Origin of the sequence: Hymenobacter glacialis, from assembly GCF_001816165.1 — a bacterium.
GTDB lineage: Bacteria > Bacteroidota > Bacteroidia > Cytophagales > Hymenobacteraceae > Hymenobacter > Hymenobacter glacialis.
Genome location: NZ_MDZC01000048.1, coordinates 1 through 15,578, shown reverse-complemented (window position 1 = coordinate 15,578; position 15,578 = coordinate 1). Strand labels below are relative to the sequence as shown.

Here is a 15,578-nt window from a genome sequence, read left to right as displayed (position 1 = left end):
CGCTGGGTTGCCCCGTAAATTTGCAGCAAGTACTCCCACTTACTGCCCATGTCCCAATTCCCGGTCGCTCCTCCTGAGTCCCGCCCCGTACTTCGCCCAGCCACGCCCGCCGAAGCCGTCCATGACGAATCGGCGACGGCTGCGGCCCCGGCAACCAAAGCGTCGGGGTTCTGGCAGGCATTTCACACGCGGCGGGTGGTTTGGGGCTATTCCTTTGCCCTGCGGGAAGTGGTATTCGGGCTGATTGTGCTTTTCTGTTTCACGCCCTGGGCATCGCCGCCCGTGGCCCTCGCCTTGGGCCTGCTGCTGGCCCAAACGCTCGGCAACCCCTTCAGCACCCAAGCCAAGAAGGTCACGGCGAAGCTGTTGCAGTACTCCGTAATCGGGCTGGGCTTTGGGATGAATGCGCACGCCGCCGTGCAGGCCGGGCGCGAAGGGCTGCTGTTCACGGTAGCCTCCATTGCCGGCACGCTGGTATTGGGCTACCTGGTGGGCCGGTGGCTGGGGCTGGGCCGTCGCGTGGTGCACCTCATTTCGTGCGGTACTGCCATCTGCGGCGGCAGCGCCATTGCGGCCGTGGGCCCTGTGTTGCGGGCCAAAGATGAGGAAATGTCCGTGGCGCTGGGTACGGTGTTCGTGCTCAACGCCGTGGCACTCTTTGCTTTCCCGACCATTGGCCACGCCCTGGCCATGACGCAGAACCAGTTTGGACTCTGGTGCGCCATCGCCATTCACGACACCAGTTCGGTGGTGGGAGCCGCCACTGCCTACGGCGACCAGGCCCTGCAGGTAGCTACCACCGTGAAGCTGGCCCGAGCCCTCTGGATAATCCCAGTTGCCTTGGGCACGGCCCTCGTTTTCAAGCAGAAGGGGGTTAAAATCAAAATCCCCTACTTCATCCTGGGCTTTGTGGTGGCCATGCTCATCAACACCTTCGTGCCCGCCGCCCGGCCGCTGGGGCCGCTGATGGTGAGTCTGGCTAAGATAGGCCTCACCGTAACCCTGTTTTTGATAGGAGCGGGGCTGTCGATGAAGGTGGTGAAGTCGGTTGGCCCGCGGCCGTACCTGTTAGGCACGGTGCTGTGGCTGGTCATCTCAATGGCCTCGCTCTACGTCATTCTGCAGGCCGTTTAAGCCACTGCCAAAAGCCGGCAGCTGGTCCCCAACAGGTTAAGAAGCAGCCGTGGCCACCCGATTGCGCCAGGCGGCCAGGTCGTCGGCGTTGTCCACGTCGGAGAGCACGGGCAAGTGAGCCACACTCAGGCCGAGCCGGGCTGCATCGGCCAGGGTAGTGGGCAGCACCGCGTCGGTGCTCCACTCTTTATTGATAAAAAAGTCCGGGATTAACGTGCGCATGCCCAGCAGGTAATAGCCTCCGTCGCGGGCGGGCCCCACTACCACATCGTGCGTTGCGAGGTATTGAAAAGCTGCGTCCAGATGCGCGGTGGTCAGCTCTGGGCAGTCGGTGCCGATGATGACGGCCGCAGTGGCCCCGCCGCTAAAGGCCGTGGCGAAGGCTTGGTGCATGCGCTCGCCCAGGTCGCCGGCCGGTTGCGGGTGCTGCTCAAAGCCGGCCCACTCGCCAAAGGCCGAATCAGTGGAAGGCTCGTCGCCGGCCAGCCACAGGGTTTTGGTCGCGGCAACGCCATCGGCCGCTTTCCGCGTGTGGTGCAGCAGCTCCTTATATATATGCAGCGCAGCCTCTGGCCCTTCGGTGCGCGCAAGGCGCGTTTTTACTTGACCCAGCGCAGGGTGGCGGGCAAAAATAAGCAGTTGGTGAGCCATGTAGCAGGCAGAAGGGAATATGCCGATAGTGAATGGATGGGCTGCAGCCAGCCTTGGCAATGCTGAGCAAGTGGCCAAGCAGCCTGGCAAAGGAAGCGTATGCAGCAGCAGAAACAGGAAGCAGGGCCAATAAATAAACGGCCATGCGACTGCCTGCTACAGGAGAAGCGGCATTACTTCACCACTAAACTGCCCCGCAGCATCCCCATGCCGCAGGTAAACGGGAAAGTGCCGGCCTTTTCGGGCAGTAGCTCCACCAGCGTGGTTTTGAAGGCCGGCAGGTCGCGGCGAATGCTGAAATCGGGCATGAGCAGCTCTTCTGAGCAGCTGTTTTCCTCGTCGCGGTAGAAACTCAGCCGCACGGGCTTGCCGCGCTCCACTTCAATCACGTCGGGCGAGTATCCGCCTTTTACCGTGATATCCACTTCCTGCACGCCGCTGGATGAGGAAACGGCGCTGGCCGTCTGCCGGGGCGAGAAAAAGAAGTACCACAGCACGAAGGCAGCCAGGCCCAGGCCGACGATGGTGACGATGATGGCGGTTGTATCCATGGTTGAAGTCAGAAGTTAAACGTGAAAGTCTGTCAGCTTATTTAACTCAGAACGTCATGCTGAGCGCAGCCGAAGCATCTATGCCGCTTCGTTGAGCCGATAGGATTACTACTGCTGTAGAGATGCTTCGGCTGCGCTCAGCATGACGTTGTTTTTGGTTTTTTACGCCCTCCTAAACACCCTCCCTAGCGCTTAACTGAAAAGCTCCGCAGGCGCAGCGAATTGGTGAGTACCGAAACCGAGCTCAGGGCCATGGCCGCGGCCGCCAGCATGGGCGAGAGCAGGATGCCGAAGAAGGGATAGAGCAGCCCGGCCGCCACCGGAATGCCCAGCGTGTTGTAGATGAAGGCGAAAAACAGGTTTTGCTTGATGGTGCGGATGGTCTGGCGGCTCAGCTCGATGGCCGTGACCACGCCGTGCAGGTCGGAGCGCATGAGGGTGATGCCGGCTGCTTCCATGGCCACGTCGGTACCCGAGCCGATGGCCAGGCCGATGTCGGCCTGGGCCAGCGCCGGCGCGTCGTTGATGCCGTCGCCCACCATGGCCACGATGCGGCCCTCGGCCTGCAGCGCTTTCACCTTGCCGGCCTTTTCGGCCGGCAGCACTTCGGCAAAGTAGCGCGTAATGCCCACCTGGCCGGCCACCTGGGCGGCGGTCTGGGGGTTGTCGCCCGTCATCATCACCACCTCAATGCCCAGGGCCTGCAACTCTTTAATGGCGGCAACGGAGGTGTCGCGCACGGTGTCGGCCACGCCCAGCAGGGCCACGGCCTGCCCGGCCACGGCCACGTAGAGCACGGTTTTGGCCTGGCTCAGCAGTTGCTCGGCCTGGGCTGTCAGCTCGGGCGACAGGGTAATTCCCTCGTCGGCCAGCAGGCGGCGGTTGCCGATGAACACGGCCTGGCCCCCGACGGTAGCGGTGGCGCCTTTGCCCTCCACGGCCCGGAAGCCAGTGGCCATCAGTTTATCACCGCCCTGGGCGTCGGCGTGGCGCACCACGGCTTCGGCCAGCGGGTGCTCGCTCTGGCGCTCCACGGCGGCTACCAGCTGCAGCAGGCGCGGGCCGTCCTGGGCCACCCCGGCAAGGCTGGGGGCCAGGAAGTCGGTTACGGCCGGCTCGCCGCGGGTGATGGTGCCGGTTTTATCCAGCAGCACGGTGTTCACCTGGTAAGCTTTTTCCAGGGCTTCGGCGTTGCGAATCAATACGCCGTGCTCGGCGCCCTTGCCGGTGCTTACCATGATGGCCGTGGGCGTGGCCAGCCCCAGCGCGCAGGGGCAGGCAATGATGAGCACGGCCACAAAGTTGACCAGCGCCAGCGGCAGGCGCGTGTCCACCGGGGCCAAATCAAACCACAGCACGAAGGTGAGAATGGAAATGACAACCACCGTGGGCACGAAAATGGAACTGACCTTATCGGCCAGCCGCTGAATGGGGGCGCGGCTGCCCTGGGCGTCTTCCACCAGCTTCACAATCTGCGAAAGCATGGTGTCGGAGCCGACTTTGGTTACCTCGAAGCGGAAGGAGCCGGTTTTGTTGAGCGTGGCCCCAAACACCGGGTCGCCGGCTTTCTTGGTCACGGGCAGGCTTTCGCCGGTGAGCATGGCCTCGTCGAGCGAGGACTGGCCTTCGGTGATGCGGCCATCGGTGGCCACTTTTTCGCCGGGGCGCACCACCACGATGTCGCCGAGCTGGACCTGCTCGATGGGCACATCCACTTCCTCGCCGTTAGGGCGCACCACGCGGGCAGTTTTGGCCTGCAAGCCAATGAGGCTGCGCATGGCGGCCGAGGTCTGGGTTTTGGCACGTAGCTCCAGCACCTTGCCCAGCAGAATCAGGGCAATGATGGTGGCCGTGGTGTCATAGTACACCTCGGGCACAAGGCCCCGGCTGGTGAAAAAGCCGGGCACCACGGTGGCGGCCAGGCTATAGAGAAAGGCCGCGCCAGTGCCCACGGCAATGAGGGTATCCATGTTGGCCGACCGGTGCTTGAAGCCGTTCCAGGCCGATACGTAGAACTCGCGCCCGCTGTAGGCCAGCACCGGCAGCGTGAGCAGCAGCAGGGCGTAGTTCAACACCGGCATGTTTACCCGCGCCATCAGGGCCGGCCAGAGCATGAGCATGCTCAGCGGCATGATGATGATAGCCAGGACCGTCGCCACCCAGAAGCGGCGCTTGAGCTTCTGGTAAGCCAAGGCTTTCTGGCGGTCGATTTCGGCGCTGCGCTCGGCGGCGCTGGTGTCGGGGGCACGCTCCATTACCCCGTAGCCGGCATTCACCACGGCTTCCTTCAGGCTGGCGGGGCTGGCCTGGCCGGGCAGGTAGTGCACGGTGGCCTTTTCGGTGGCGAAGTTGACCATGGCGCTTTGTACGCCGGGGGCCCGGCTCAGCGACTTTTCGATGGCCGACGCACAGGAGGCGCAGGTCATGCCTTCGATGTCGAGGGTTTCGGTTTTGGTAGTTGGTTCCATAGAAAAACAGGTTGGAGGGGGTGCCGGGCATTGCTCGCAGCGGAGAAAGCCCACAACCACTTGTACAAAATAACGGCTTTCCCACAGGGAAGTTGGTACTGAATACCGCCGTAGAATTGCATAATTTGGCGGCTAGTGGTTATTATACAACTCCTATAGTTTACGGGTGCCCGGAGATTTGGGCACTAGAGGCTGCGCATATAAGGCTTGGATAGACAGTCGTTGAACACTGACGCGCCTACTAAAATTATGCTAGTTGATTGCACAATTATGCTTCGCAGCCTCGCTTACTACCTGCCAGAACTGACGCAGAAGTCGGTTTAATCGATTGCCAGCCCTGTTTAAGCCTTTATCCCGGCCATTCGGCAACCGGCGTTAAACCCTATTGAGCTTCGCGAGTTAGATGGGCTGCCGACTGCATTCAGCCAACAAAGCCTATTTTTGTAGCTACTTAGTGCCCGTTATGTTCCGTAGCCTGTTCCCTTTCCGCCGTTTGCTGGCGACGAGCTTCCTGCTCGTCTTCGTCAACGTGTTTGTGGGGCAGTGCTGGTGCGCGACGGTAAACCCGGAGTCGTTGGTCGAGGTGGCCATTGTCCAGCCACCCGTTGCGGCCACGCCGGCGCACCCAGGCTGCCCGGGGCATGGGGCCGCAGTTGAGCGTCCGGCCAAGAAGGAGAGCCACTCTACCAATAAGTCGACCGACGGCAAGGACGACTGCTGCAAGGACAACGCGGCAGCGGTGCTCTCGTCGCTTACGGTACCCGCTCAGAAACACCTGTTTATAGCTGCCCCGGCCGTGCTGCCGATGGCAATGGCGTTTTACTTCCGGCCCCTGGCTGGCCAGTGGGACCGCACGGCTCCCGTTGCCCTGGTTCCGCCCCGGCAGCTCAAGCCCAAAATACCCGACATCCGTATTTTCATCCAGTCGCTGACTGTCTGATTGTTCCGACGCGCTAAGGCTCGCGCCGGCATGGCTATGCTATGCCCGGGGCGGGCCTTTTCGTTTGCTCGTCGCGCTGCCATTTCGGGTAGCTTTTCACTTTCATTTTGTGGGTACATCTGGCAACAGCCAGTCATTGCCGCCGTTTGGGCGGCCCTATTTCTTATGAACAAATACAGTGCTTTCCTGCTGGCCGCTGCCAGCGTTTTCACCGTGGCCAGTTGCTCTTCCGATTCGTCGGGTAGCAGCGCTACCAACGCCGTTACCACGCCCACCGGCACCGCGCCCGACAGCACCGCCGGCCACGCCGGGGGCCACACCTACGCCTGCCCCATGCACCCGGAGGTGAACAGCACCGAGCCCGGCCAAAAGTGCTCCAAGTGCGGCATGGACCTGGTGCACAACGACCAGGTGAGCAACGGCAAGGGCTACCAGATGAAGTTTGTGCCCCAGCCCATGCAGCTGGCGGCCGGCCAGCCCGCCACGCTCACCTACACCCCCCAGGAAGTAGGCAACGAAGCGGCTCCGGTGCCGCTGGCAGTGGTGCACGAGAAGAAAATCCACCTCATCATCGTCCGCAAAGACCTGTCGGTGTTCTACCACGAGCACCCCGAATTCACGGCCGAAGGCAACTACAAAGTGCCTTTCACCTTTCCCAAAGGCGGCGAGTACGTGTTGTATCAGGACTACTCGCCGGCCGGCGGCGGGCACCAGCTGGGCCGCCAGGTGGTGAGCGTGCAGGGTGCGAAGTACACGCCCGTCAAGTTCAGCAAAGACCAGATGCAGTGGGAGCAGGATGGCTACCAGGCCACCCTGGCCTTCGACAAGGACCTGAAAGTGGGCCAGCTGCTGGGCATGAAAATCACGCTCAGCAAAAACGGCCAGCCCGTAACCGACCTCGACAAGTACCTCGGGGCACTGGGCCACGTGGTGGTCATCAGCGAAGACACCGAGCGCTACCTGCACGTGCACCCCAACGACCAGGCCGACAAGGGCCCGGCCATCGGCTTCAACACCAGCTTTGAGGCGCCCGGCCTGTACCGCGTGTTCCTGCAGTTCAACCACGCCGGCCAGATTCACACCGGCAACTTCACCATCAATGTGAAAGGTCCGGCCGCCAGTTAGGCAGCCTTTCCAACCGCGTTTTTTCCTTCGCCACTTCCCTGAACCCATGAAAACCCAAGCCATTTTTTGCGCCCTGCTATGCTCCGGCACTCTGCTGCTGAGCAGCTGCGATACCAAAACCGCCACGGACACTACCGCCGCCACTGAAAACGGCGCGGCCGGCGACACGGCCCCGATGGACCATTCCACCATGGACCACTCCACAACGGCTGGCGACTCGCCCCTGAAGGCCTCGATGGATGAGATGATGGCCAAGATGGACGCCATGAAGATGAAGGGCAACACCGACCACGACTTTGCCCACATGATGCTGGAGCACCACAAAGGCGCGGTGGCCATGGCCGACATTCAGCTGCGCGACGGCAAAGACGCCACCATGCGTCAGATGGCCGAGAAAATCAAAGCCGACCAGCAGCAGGAAATTGGGGAGTTGGAAGCCGTGGCCACCCGCCTCGACAATGCCCCCACCAACTACCAGCCCCAGGACCTGAACGACCCGTTCACGGCCCAGATGAAGATGTCGATGACGACCATGATGCAGCATATGCCTGCCACCGTGGCCAACCCGGACATGAACTTCAACATGCTGATGACCACGCACCACCAGAGCGCCATGGACATGGCCAAAGCCGAAGTAACCCACGGCAAAGACAGCAAGCTCAAGGCCATGGCGGAGAAGATGATAGCCACTCAGCAGAAGGAAATAGATGCCTTCAAGACCTGGCACGCCCAGAATGCCGATAAAATGTAGCCTTCCGCATTTCCTGCTTTTTCCCTAAACCCACTTTCCCCTTACTCATGAAATTTTCCCGAATCCTCCTCGCCGCCGCGCTCGTGGCCACCGCTTCTTTCTCGGCCCAGGCCCAGCACAGCCACAAGCCTGGCGCAGCCGCGCACGGCCATAAAGCAGCCGGCGAAACCCACGCCCACCAGTCGCCCCACGGGGGCGTAGTCCGGACGGCCGGCGCCTACCATTTGGAGCTGGTGCAGCAGGCCGGCGAAGTACACGTGTACCTGCTCGATGCCAACGAAGCCACGATGGCCCCCACCGGCACCACCGGCACGGTGATGCTGCTGACCACGGCCGGCAAAACCAGCACCGCCGCCCTCACGCCCGCCGGCGACCACCTGGTGGCGCAGGTTCCGGCCGGCATTACCGTGCGCACGGCCATTGTCAGCCTGAAAGCCAAGGGCAAGTCGCTGTCGGCCCGGTTCGAAAAGCTCGACGCGGCGGCTAAAACCGGCAAAGCAGTGGGTGCCGCTTACCAGTGCCCCATGCAGTGCGAAGGCAGCGCCAGCGACAAGCCCGGCGCATGCCCGAAGTGCGGCATGGCCCTGGTGAAAAAGTAGTTGACCGCGCCGGTTTTCGGACGCTTGGCGTCCGGGCCTTTTCCGCCCCGGGCCGTCCGCTGCTGCAACGGCGGGCGGCCCATTGGTGGGCCCTAACCTGATTTTATGACGTATTTTGAATTGAAACGCGGGCCTCGTTGGCTGCTGGTACTGGCTCTGCTACTGCAGGGGCCGTGGCGGGAGGCTGCCGAGGCCCAAACCGTCATCGGTCTCGACAGCGCCGAAGCCCGGAGCCTGCGCCGCCACCCACGCCTGCGGCAGTCCGACCGCGAGGTGGAGGAGCAACGCGCCCTGAAACGGGGCTCGTTTGCGCCGGCCAACCCGGACCTGCTGTTCTCGGCCCCTTCGGGCGAGCGGTGGGCCCCGGGCGTGGTGCAGACCATTGACTTTCCAAACGTGTACCGGCGCCAGCGCCAGGTGGCGGAGGCGGGCATCAGTCTGGCCGAGCGCAACCGCGAGGTGAGCCGGGCCACGGTGCTGCGCGATACCCGGCTGGCTTACCTGAGCCTGCAGTTTGCCGAGGCCCAAATACGGCAGCTCACCTACCAGGACAGCCTGTACCAGGCGCTGCGGGTGGCTACCGAGCGGCTGTTTGCGGCCGGCGAAATAACCTCGCTGCAGCGCATCAGCACCGAAGCCGAAGCCCGACAGGTAGCCGTGCAGCTGCTGCAGGCCACCGCCGACTTGCGCGCCGCCCAGCGCCGCCTGGGTTTGCTGCTGGGCCAGCCCACGGCCGCTTTCACTGCCAGCACCGACCTGCGCCGCAGTGGTCCGGAGCTGGTGCAAACGGGTGGGGCGCTGCTCAGCGGCCTGCCCACCGAAGACAGCGCGGCGCTGGTGCGCAGCCCCACGCTGGCGGCCGCCACCCAGAACGTGGCCCTGAGCCAGTCGGGCATCAGTCTGGTGCGGGCCCGGCGCACGCCGCGCTCACGGTGGGGTACCAGAACCAGGGCTTCGCGGATTCGCCCACCCGTTACCGCTTCCAGTTTGGCGTGTCGGTGCCCGTGTGGTTCTGGACCTACCGCTCGCAGCTGCAGGCGGCCACGGCCCGCAGCGAGGCGGCCGGCTACCAGCTGCAAACCCAGCGCCTGGAGTTGAGCAGCCTCTACGAGCAGGCGCTGGCCGATACGCGCAAGTTCTCGGCCTCGCTGGGCTACTACGAGCAGACCGGCGTGCCGCAGTCGGGGGCCATCATCAGCCAGTCACAGCGCCTGTTCCGGGCCGGCGAAATCAGCTATCTGGTCCTGATTCAGAGCCTCAACCAGGCCTTTGCCATTCAAAATACCTACCTGACTACCATCCGTGACTACCGTCAGGCTCTCATCGAACTTAACTACCTGCGGGGTGAATAACATGAAACAACTCCTGATTTTGCTGCTGGGCCTGCTGCTGCTGAGCAGCACGGCCCAGGCCCACGGGGGCGAAGACCACGGCGACGGCCCCAAGGCCGGCACCCCGGCCGGGGCGACGTCGTTTTCGGTGGCGGCGCTGTCGGAGCAGTTCGAGGTGCTGCTGCGCTACGAGCCGCTGGAAGGTGGCCAACCCGCCGACCTGCGCCTGTTCCTTTCCGACTATGCCACCAACGTGCCCATCAAGGGGGCCAAGCTCACGCTCACCACGCCGGAGGATGCCAGTCTGAAGTGGGCCATAACGGAGCAGGAGCCGGGCATCTACCTGGTGGAAGGCCAGTTTCCGGCCAACAAGGCCTACAGCTTCACGGTCAATGTTGTGGCCGGCGACAAAGCCGATTTGCTGCTGCTCGAGGGCATTAAGGTGGGCGAGAAACTGCCCGTGGCCGCGGCGGCTCCGGAGGCCGCCGCCGCGCTTTTTTCCTCCTGGAAAACGATTCTGGCCCTACTTGGGGCCTTCGTGCTCGGCATCGGGCTCACGGTGCTGCTGCTGCGCCGCCGCCGCCCTGCCGCCCCTGTTTCCACCTCCAATCCTGCCGTGTATGAAAACCAAGCATAAATTTCTGGCCGTTACGGCCGCGGCCGGCCTGGTGCTGACCGTGCTGCTGCCGCCCCCGGGCCTGGTGCAGGCCCACGGCGGCGAAGACCACGGTGGCGAGGCCAAGGCCAGCACCGGCGTGGCCCTGACCGATGAGGTGCTGCTGCCCAAGGAAAGCCAGTTCCTGTTTCAGGTGCAAACCAACCTCGCTGCTTACTCTACCACCTACAGCCGGGCCACGCTCTACGGCACGGTATCGGCGGCGGCGGGCGGCGAGGGCCGCGTGGTAGTGCCGCAAAGCGGGCGCATTGTGAGCTTAGCCGCGCAAGTAGGCCAGCAGGTGCGCGCCGGCCAGACGCTGGCCGTCATCGAGCAGACGCTGGATGCCACCCAGCAAATCGGCCTCAGCACCGAGCGGGCCAACGCCCAGGCCGAGCTGCGCGCCGCTCAGCAGGACTACAACCGCCTGCAAAGCATTGCCGACATTGCCGCCCGCAAAGACGTGGTGGCGGCCGAGCTGCGCCTGCGTCAGGCCCGCCAGAACGCCGGTATTCAGAACAGCCAGGCGGGCCAGCGCCGCGTCAGCATCACCTCGCCGGTGAGCGGCACCGTGGACGTGTTCAACCTCGCCGTGGGCCAGCAGGTCAGTCAGGGCGACGAGCTGTTTCGGGTCATCAACCCCGGCAAGCTGCGCGTGGAGGCCCAGGTGTTTGCCCAGGATTTGGCCAAGGTCACGCCAGGGGCCGCCTTCCGGGTGGAGGGCCTGCAGGGCCAGGCGGGCGTACCAGCCCGGCTGGTGGTGTTCAGCAACGTGGTCAACCCCGTGAATCAGGCCCGGCAGCTGGTGCTGGAACTGGATGCCACCGACGGCAGTGCCTACCGGGCCGGCCAGGCCGTGAACGTGCAGGTGGTGGGCCAGACCGGCGGCGGCAAGCCCCAGCTGGTGGTGCCCACTTCGGCCATCACCGACCTCAACGGCAAGCCCGTGGTGTTTGTGCACACCGAGCCCGAGCGGTTCAAGATTCGCTACGTGCAGCCGGGGGCCGTGAACGGCCAGCAAACCGTGCTGGTGCAGGGCGAGGTGAACGAGAACGACCGGGTGGTAACGGCCGGCACCTACCAGCTTAAGTCCATTTACCTCAACCAGTAATTCCCTCAACCACTATTTCCCATGAAGAATCTAGCTGCTTTTGCCGCCCTGGCCACCGTGCTGGGCCTGACCTCGACCACCGCCCGGGCCCAGGCCCCCGCCGCATCATTGGCCGCATCATCGGCCGAGGAAACGGCCGTGAAAAACGTGCTGCGCCAGTACCAGCAGGCCGTTGAGAAGCTGGATACTACGGGTACGCAACGCCTCTTCACGGCCAACTCGCAGGTGTTTGAGTCCGGCGGTGTGGAAGGTACTTACCGGCACTACGCCGCCCACCACCTGGCCCCGGAGCTGAAGGAGTTTGCCGCCTTCAACTTCAGCGACTATAAGGCCGCCGTGCAGGTGGACGGGCCTTACGCCTTTGCCACCGAAACCTATACCTACACCATTGGGCTGAAGAAAGGCCCCAAGGACAAGGAGGCCAAGGCGCCCATCGTGCGCCGGGGCGTGGCCACATCGGTGCTGCGCAAGAACGCGGCCGGCCAGTGGCAGATTATGAGCACGCACTCCTCGGCCCGGACGCCCCGGGTTAAGAAATAAATCGGCACCCCCCGCCGGTGGGCGGAAACCCAGGCGCCGCCCCTACTGCCGAACAGCCGATTTGACGGCTCCCATCCTCTGTTGTTAACCGATGCTTGACAAGATAATCCGCTTTGCTCTGCAGAACCGCCTGCTGATGCTGGCTTTTGCCCTGGGCCTTATCATTGCCGGCACCTACACGGCCAACCAGCTGCCGGTGGACGTGCTGCCCGACCTGGACCGCCCCCGCGTAACGGTGTTTCTGGAAGCGCCCGGCATGGCCCCCGAGGAAGTGGAGGCCCTGGTGACGCTGCCCGTGGAAACGGCCCTGAACGGAGCCACCGGCGTGTCGGCGGTGCGCTCCAACTCGGCTATCGGCCTGGGCATGGTGTTCGTGGAGTTCGACTATGGCACCGACATTTTCACGGCCCGCCAGATTGTGAGCGAGAAGCTGCAGACCACCGGCGAGCAGCTGCCGCAGGGCATCACGCCCGTGCTGGGGCCCATTTCGTCGGTTATGGGCCAGATTATGCTCGTGGGCCTGTCCGGCGGCAAGGAAACCAACGCCGCCGACCTGCGCACGCTGGCCAACTACACGGTGCGCCAGCGCCTGCTCAGCATTCCCGGCATTGCCCAGGTTATCCCCATTGGCGGCGACAACCTGCAGTACCAGGTGCTGCTGGACATGCCCCGCCTGAACGCCACCGGCCTCACGGCCAACCAGGTGGAAGAAGCCCTGCGCCAGTCGAACCTGAACACCACCGGCAACTTCTTTGACCGCAACGGCTCGGAAGTGCTCATCCGTAACCTGGGCCGTCTGCGCTCGGTGGCGGATATTGTGAACATCGTGGTGGGCTACCGCGCGCAGTCGCCCATCCGCGTGGCGGATGTAGCCAATGTGAAGTTCGGGGCCCGCTTCAAGCGCGGCGATGGCAGCGTAAACGGCCAGCCCGCCGTGATTCTGAGCATCGAGAAGCAGCCGGGCGCCGCTACCGTGGGTTTGACTGAAGCCGTAGAAAAGGCCTTGGTGGAGCTGCAGCCCTCGCTGCCCAAGGACGTGAAAGTGAACACGCGCCTGTTCAAGCAGTCGGAGTTCATCGAGTCCTCGATTTCCAACGTGGAGGAAGCCCTGCGCGACGGGGCCATTCTGGTGGTTATCGTGCTGTTTGCCTTCCTGCTGAACGTGCGGACCACGTTTATTTCGCTGGTCGCCATTCCGCTTTCGCTGCTGGTTACGGCGCTGGTGTTCAAGGCGGCGGGCATCAGTATCAACACCATGACGCTGGGCGGGCTGGCCATTGCCATCGGCGAGCTGGTCGACGATGCCATTGTGGACGTGGAAAACGTGTACCGGCGCCTGCGCGAAAACAAGCAGCGGCCCGACCCGCAACCGGTGCTGCGCGTCGTGTATTCGGCCTCGTCGGAGGTGCGCAACTCCATCGTGTACGCCACCATTATCGTGGTGCTGGTTTTTCTGCCGCTATTCGCGCTGGAAGGCATGGAGGGCCGCATTTTCGCGCCCTTGGGCATTGCCTACATCACCAGCATCGTGGCCTCGCTGTTCGTTTCGCTGACGGTAACGCCGGTGCTGTGCTACTACCTGCTGCCCGGCATGAAGCAGATGGACCACCCCGAAACCGACGGTGGGCTGGTGCGCTGGCTCAAGAAAAAGGACACCCGGCTGCTGGGCTGGGGCATGCGGCATCCTAAGCTGGTGCTCACGTCCACGGCTTTGCTCTTTGCGATGGCCGTGGCCATGGTGCCCTTCTTCGGCACCGAGTTTCTGCCGCCCTTCAACGAAGGCTCGCTGACGGTAAACTTCTCGGCCCCGGCCGGCACCTCGCTCACCGAAAGCAACCGCCTGGGCACGCTGGGCGAGCAGCAGATGCTCAAGATTCCGGAAGTGGCCTACACGGCCCGCCGCACCGGCCGCGCCGAGCTCGACGAGCACGCCGAATCGGTGAACAACTCGGAAATCGAGGTGGCCTTCAAGACCGAAGCCGAGCTGGAGAAGGAGGGCAAAACCATGCGCAGCCGCGACGAGATTCTGGCCGACATGCGCGACAAGCTCAGCCTGATAACGGGCGTGAACGTGAACATCGGCCAGCCCATTTCCCACCGCCTCGACCACCTGCTGAGTGGGGTGCGGGCCCAGGTGGCCATCAAGGTGTTCGGCAACGATTTGCTGGAGCTGCGCCGCTACGCCAACGAGGTGCGCGACGCCGCCGCCACCGTGCCCGGCGTGGTGGACCTGCAGGTGGAAAAGCAGGTGCAGATTCCGCAGCTGCTCATCCGGCCCAAAGACGACGCGCTGCGCGCCTACGGCATGGGCCGCGGCGAGCTGGTGCGCGACCTGGAAACGCTGTTTCAAGGAACCGTCGTCTCGCAGATGGTCGACGGCCAGAAGCGCTTCGACCTGGTGGTGAAGCTGCCCGAGGAGCAGCGCAACGACATGGCCGCCATCAGCCAGACCCGCATCGAAACGCCCAGCGGCGCGCTGATACCCGTGAGCCAGGTGGCGGAAATAATTTACGAGCCGGGGCCCAACACCATCAACCACGAAAATACCCAGCGCCGCATCACCATCTCGCTCAACGTGGCCGAGCGCGACCTAGGCTCCACGGTGCAGGAAATTCAGGCCAAAATAAGCCAGCAGGTGAAGCTGCCGCCGGGCTACTACCTCACTTACGGCGGGCAGTTCGAAAGCCAGCAGTCGGCCTCGCAGAAAATTATGTGGCTGAGTCTGTTTTCGCTGGCCGGCATCTTTCTGGTGCTGTACTCGCACTTCAAGTCGGGGCTGATGGTGGGGCAGATTATGCTCAACATTCCGCTGGCCCTCATCGGCTCGGTGGTGGCGGTGCTGCTCACGGGCGGCACGTTTAGCATTGCCTCGCTGGTGGGCTTCATCACGCTCACCGGCATTGCCTCGCGCAACGGCATCATGATGATTTCGCACTACATCCACCTCGTGGAGCACGAGGGCGAGAAGTTCGGCATGCCCATGATTATCCGCGGCTCGCTGGAACGCTTGGTGCCGGTGCTCATGACGGCGCTGGTGGCGGCGCTGGCCCTGGTGCCGCTCACGCTGGCCAAGGACGCGCCGGGCAAGGAAATCCTCTACCCCGTGGCTACCGTGATTCTGGGCGGCCTGCTCAGCTCTACCTTCCTCGACATCATCGTAACGCCGGTAGTGTTTTGGCTGGTGGGCGAAAAAGCGTTGGCCCAGTACTTTGCTTCCCACCAGGAGGTGGGCCTCGACGCGCACCCCCAGGAGCTGGACGCGTCGCCCTTCACGCCCCCGGCCGACCAGAACCCGGTGGAGCGGGCTGTTTGAATGGTGCGTAACCGTTGCAAAAAAGGCGGTCAAGCTGAGCTTGTCGAAGCATCTCTACCGGGCGACTCTTTGCGCCTGATTTAGGGGCGTGGGAAGGAAGGGGGGTGGAGAAATTGTGTAGGCTGGGGGCGCAATTCTGTAGCCCTTTGCCGGAGCCTTTGCATCGGGTTTTTCGTTTAATGCTCACTGGGTGCTACTAATGGCCCCACTAACTTCTTTCGCTATGACCAAGCTTCAATTCAAAACCAACATCAACTGCGGCGGCTGCATCAAGGCCGTTACGCCCACGCTCAACCAGCACGCGGCGCCGGCAACTGGCAGGTAGACACCGCCAACCCCGATAAGCTGCTCACAGTGAGTTCCGATACGCTCACGGCCGAGCAGGTGATGCGGGCCATCGAAGAAGCTG

General features: G+C 63.3%; 13 protein-coding genes and 1 pseudogene. 11 read left to right on the top strand and 3 right to left on the bottom strand.

The genetic code is table 11. The annotated features are described in order from the left end of the window. The first annotated feature begins 48 nt into the window (after positions 1–48). Complete coding sequence (locus BEN48_RS06055; protein ID WP_083320804.1) at positions 49–1,134, top strand: YeiH family protein; 1,086 nt, start codon at positions 49–51, stop codon at positions 1,132–1,134. A gap of 36 nt (positions 1,135–1,170) precedes the next feature. Here the strand turns inward: BEN48_RS06055 and BEN48_RS06050 are convergent, their stop codons facing one another. The 3 genes from BEN48_RS06050 to BEN48_RS06040 form a co-directional block, all read right to left on the bottom strand. Further along, positions 1,171–1,785 (bottom strand): TIGR04282 family arsenosugar biosynthesis glycosyltransferase, encoded by a 615-nt coding sequence (locus BEN48_RS06050; protein WP_070733714.1) that lies wholly within the window; start codon positions 1,783–1,785, stop codon positions 1,171–1,173. A gap of 173 nt (positions 1,786–1,958) precedes the next feature. Next, positions 1,959–2,336: a cupredoxin domain-containing protein gene (locus BEN48_RS06045; protein WP_070733713.1), complete on the bottom strand. Its 378-nt coding sequence runs from the start codon at positions 2,334–2,336 to the stop codon at positions 1,959–1,961. A 185-nt stretch (positions 2,337–2,521) separates the two neighbouring features. Further along, positions 2,522–4,804: a heavy metal translocating P-type ATPase gene (locus BEN48_RS06040; RefSeq protein ID WP_070733712.1), complete on the bottom strand. Its 2,283-nt coding sequence runs from the start codon at positions 4,802–4,804 to the stop codon at positions 2,522–2,524. 463 nt (positions 4,805–5,267) lie between these two features. On the opposite strand from BEN48_RS06040, the gene BEN48_RS06035 reads away from it, so the two are divergent. The 10 genes and pseudogenes from BEN48_RS06035 to BEN48_RS05990 all read left to right on the top strand — a co-directional run bounded on the left by BEN48_RS06035 (position 5,268) and on the right by BEN48_RS05990 (position 15,169). Beyond that, positions 5,268–5,744 carry a hypothetical protein gene (locus BEN48_RS06035; RefSeq protein WP_070733711.1) on the top strand — a complete coding sequence of 159 codons (477 nt, stop codon included), beginning with the start codon at positions 5,268–5,270 and terminating at the stop codon, positions 5,742–5,744. Positions 5,745–5,909: 165 nt separating this feature from the next. Beyond that, positions 5,910–6,869, top strand: a complete 960-nt coding sequence (locus tag BEN48_RS06030) for a heavy metal-binding domain-containing protein (protein WP_070733710.1) — start codon at positions 5,910–5,912, stop codon at positions 6,867–6,869. 46 nt (positions 6,870–6,915) lie between these two features. Beyond that, positions 6,916–7,620, top strand: coding sequence for a DUF305 domain-containing protein (locus BEN48_RS06025; protein ID WP_070733709.1), 705 nt, complete (start codon positions 6,916–6,918; stop codon positions 7,618–7,620). Positions 7,621–7,667: 47 nt separating this feature from the next. After that, complete coding sequence (locus BEN48_RS06020; RefSeq protein ID WP_070733708.1) at positions 7,668–8,219, top strand: heavy metal-binding domain-containing protein; 552 nt, start codon at positions 7,668–7,670, stop codon at positions 8,217–8,219. Between the two features lie 105 nt (positions 8,220–8,324). Continuing rightward, positions 8,325–8,930: pseudogene (locus tag BEN48_RS19640) on the top strand (TolC family protein); the annotation flags it as partial. A gap of 221 nt (positions 8,931–9,151) precedes the next feature. After that, positions 9,152–9,571 carry a TolC family protein gene (locus BEN48_RS06010; RefSeq protein ID WP_083320803.1) on the top strand — a complete coding sequence of 140 codons (420 nt, stop codon included), beginning with the start codon at positions 9,152–9,154 and terminating at the stop codon, positions 9,569–9,571. A 1-nt stretch (position 9,572) separates the two neighbouring features. Beyond that, positions 9,573–10,187, top strand: coding sequence for a hypothetical protein (locus BEN48_RS19045; RefSeq protein ID WP_070733705.1), 615 nt, complete (start codon positions 9,573–9,575; stop codon positions 10,185–10,187). Beyond that, complete coding sequence (locus tag BEN48_RS06000; RefSeq protein ID WP_070733704.1) at positions 10,171–11,316, top strand: efflux RND transporter periplasmic adaptor subunit; 1,146 nt, start codon at positions 10,171–10,173, stop codon at positions 11,314–11,316. Before BEN48_RS19045 ends, BEN48_RS06000 begins: the two co-directional genes overlap by 17 nt. Before the next feature lie 21 nt (positions 11,317–11,337). Next, positions 11,338–11,856 carry a YybH family protein gene (locus tag BEN48_RS05995; RefSeq protein WP_070733703.1) on the top strand — a complete coding sequence of 173 codons (519 nt, stop codon included), beginning with the start codon at positions 11,338–11,340 and terminating at the stop codon, positions 11,854–11,856. 91 nt (positions 11,857–11,947) lie between these two features. Then, positions 11,948–15,169 (top strand): efflux RND transporter permease subunit, encoded by a 3,222-nt coding sequence (locus BEN48_RS05990; RefSeq protein WP_070733702.1) that lies wholly within the window; start codon positions 11,948–11,950, stop codon positions 15,167–15,169. Positions 15,170–15,578: the final 409 nt, after the last annotated feature.

What these genes read in the sequence shown, in the direction of transcription:
- BEN48_RS06055 (WP_083320804.1), top strand. Translation starts at nt 49, where the DNA reads ATGTCCCAATTCCCGGTCGCTCCTCCTGAGTCCCGCCCCGTACTTCGC.
- BEN48_RS06050 (WP_070733714.1), bottom strand. Translation starts at nt 1,785, where the DNA reads ATGGCTCACCAACTGCTTATTTTTGCCCGCCACCCTGCGCTGGGTCAA.
- BEN48_RS06045 (WP_070733713.1), bottom strand. Translation starts at nt 2,336, where the DNA reads ATGGATACAACCGCCATCATCGTCACCATCGTCGGCCTGGGCCTGGCT.
- BEN48_RS06040 (WP_070733712.1), bottom strand. Translation starts at nt 4,804, where the DNA reads ATGGAACCAACTACCAAAACCGAAACCCTCGACATCGAAGGCATGACC.
- BEN48_RS06035 (WP_070733711.1), top strand. Translation starts at nt 5,268, where the DNA reads ATGTTCCGTAGCCTGTTCCCTTTCCGCCGTTTGCTGGCGACGAGCTTC.
- BEN48_RS06030 (WP_070733710.1), top strand. Translation starts at nt 5,910, where the DNA reads ATGAACAAATACAGTGCTTTCCTGCTGGCCGCTGCCAGCGTTTTCACC.
- BEN48_RS06025 (WP_070733709.1), top strand. Translation starts at nt 6,916, where the DNA reads ATGAAAACCCAAGCCATTTTTTGCGCCCTGCTATGCTCCGGCACTCTG.
- BEN48_RS06020 (WP_070733708.1), top strand. Translation starts at nt 7,668, where the DNA reads ATGAAATTTTCCCGAATCCTCCTCGCCGCCGCGCTCGTGGCCACCGCT.
- BEN48_RS19045 (WP_070733705.1), top strand. Translation starts at nt 9,573, where the DNA reads ATGAAACAACTCCTGATTTTGCTGCTGGGCCTGCTGCTGCTGAGCAGC.
- BEN48_RS06000 (WP_070733704.1), top strand. Translation starts at nt 10,171, where the DNA reads ATGAAAACCAAGCATAAATTTCTGGCCGTTACGGCCGCGGCCGGCCTG.
- BEN48_RS05995 (WP_070733703.1), top strand. Translation starts at nt 11,338, where the DNA reads ATGAAGAATCTAGCTGCTTTTGCCGCCCTGGCCACCGTGCTGGGCCTG.
- BEN48_RS05990 (WP_070733702.1), top strand. Translation starts at nt 11,948, where the DNA reads ATGCTTGACAAGATAATCCGCTTTGCTCTGCAGAACCGCCTGCTGATG.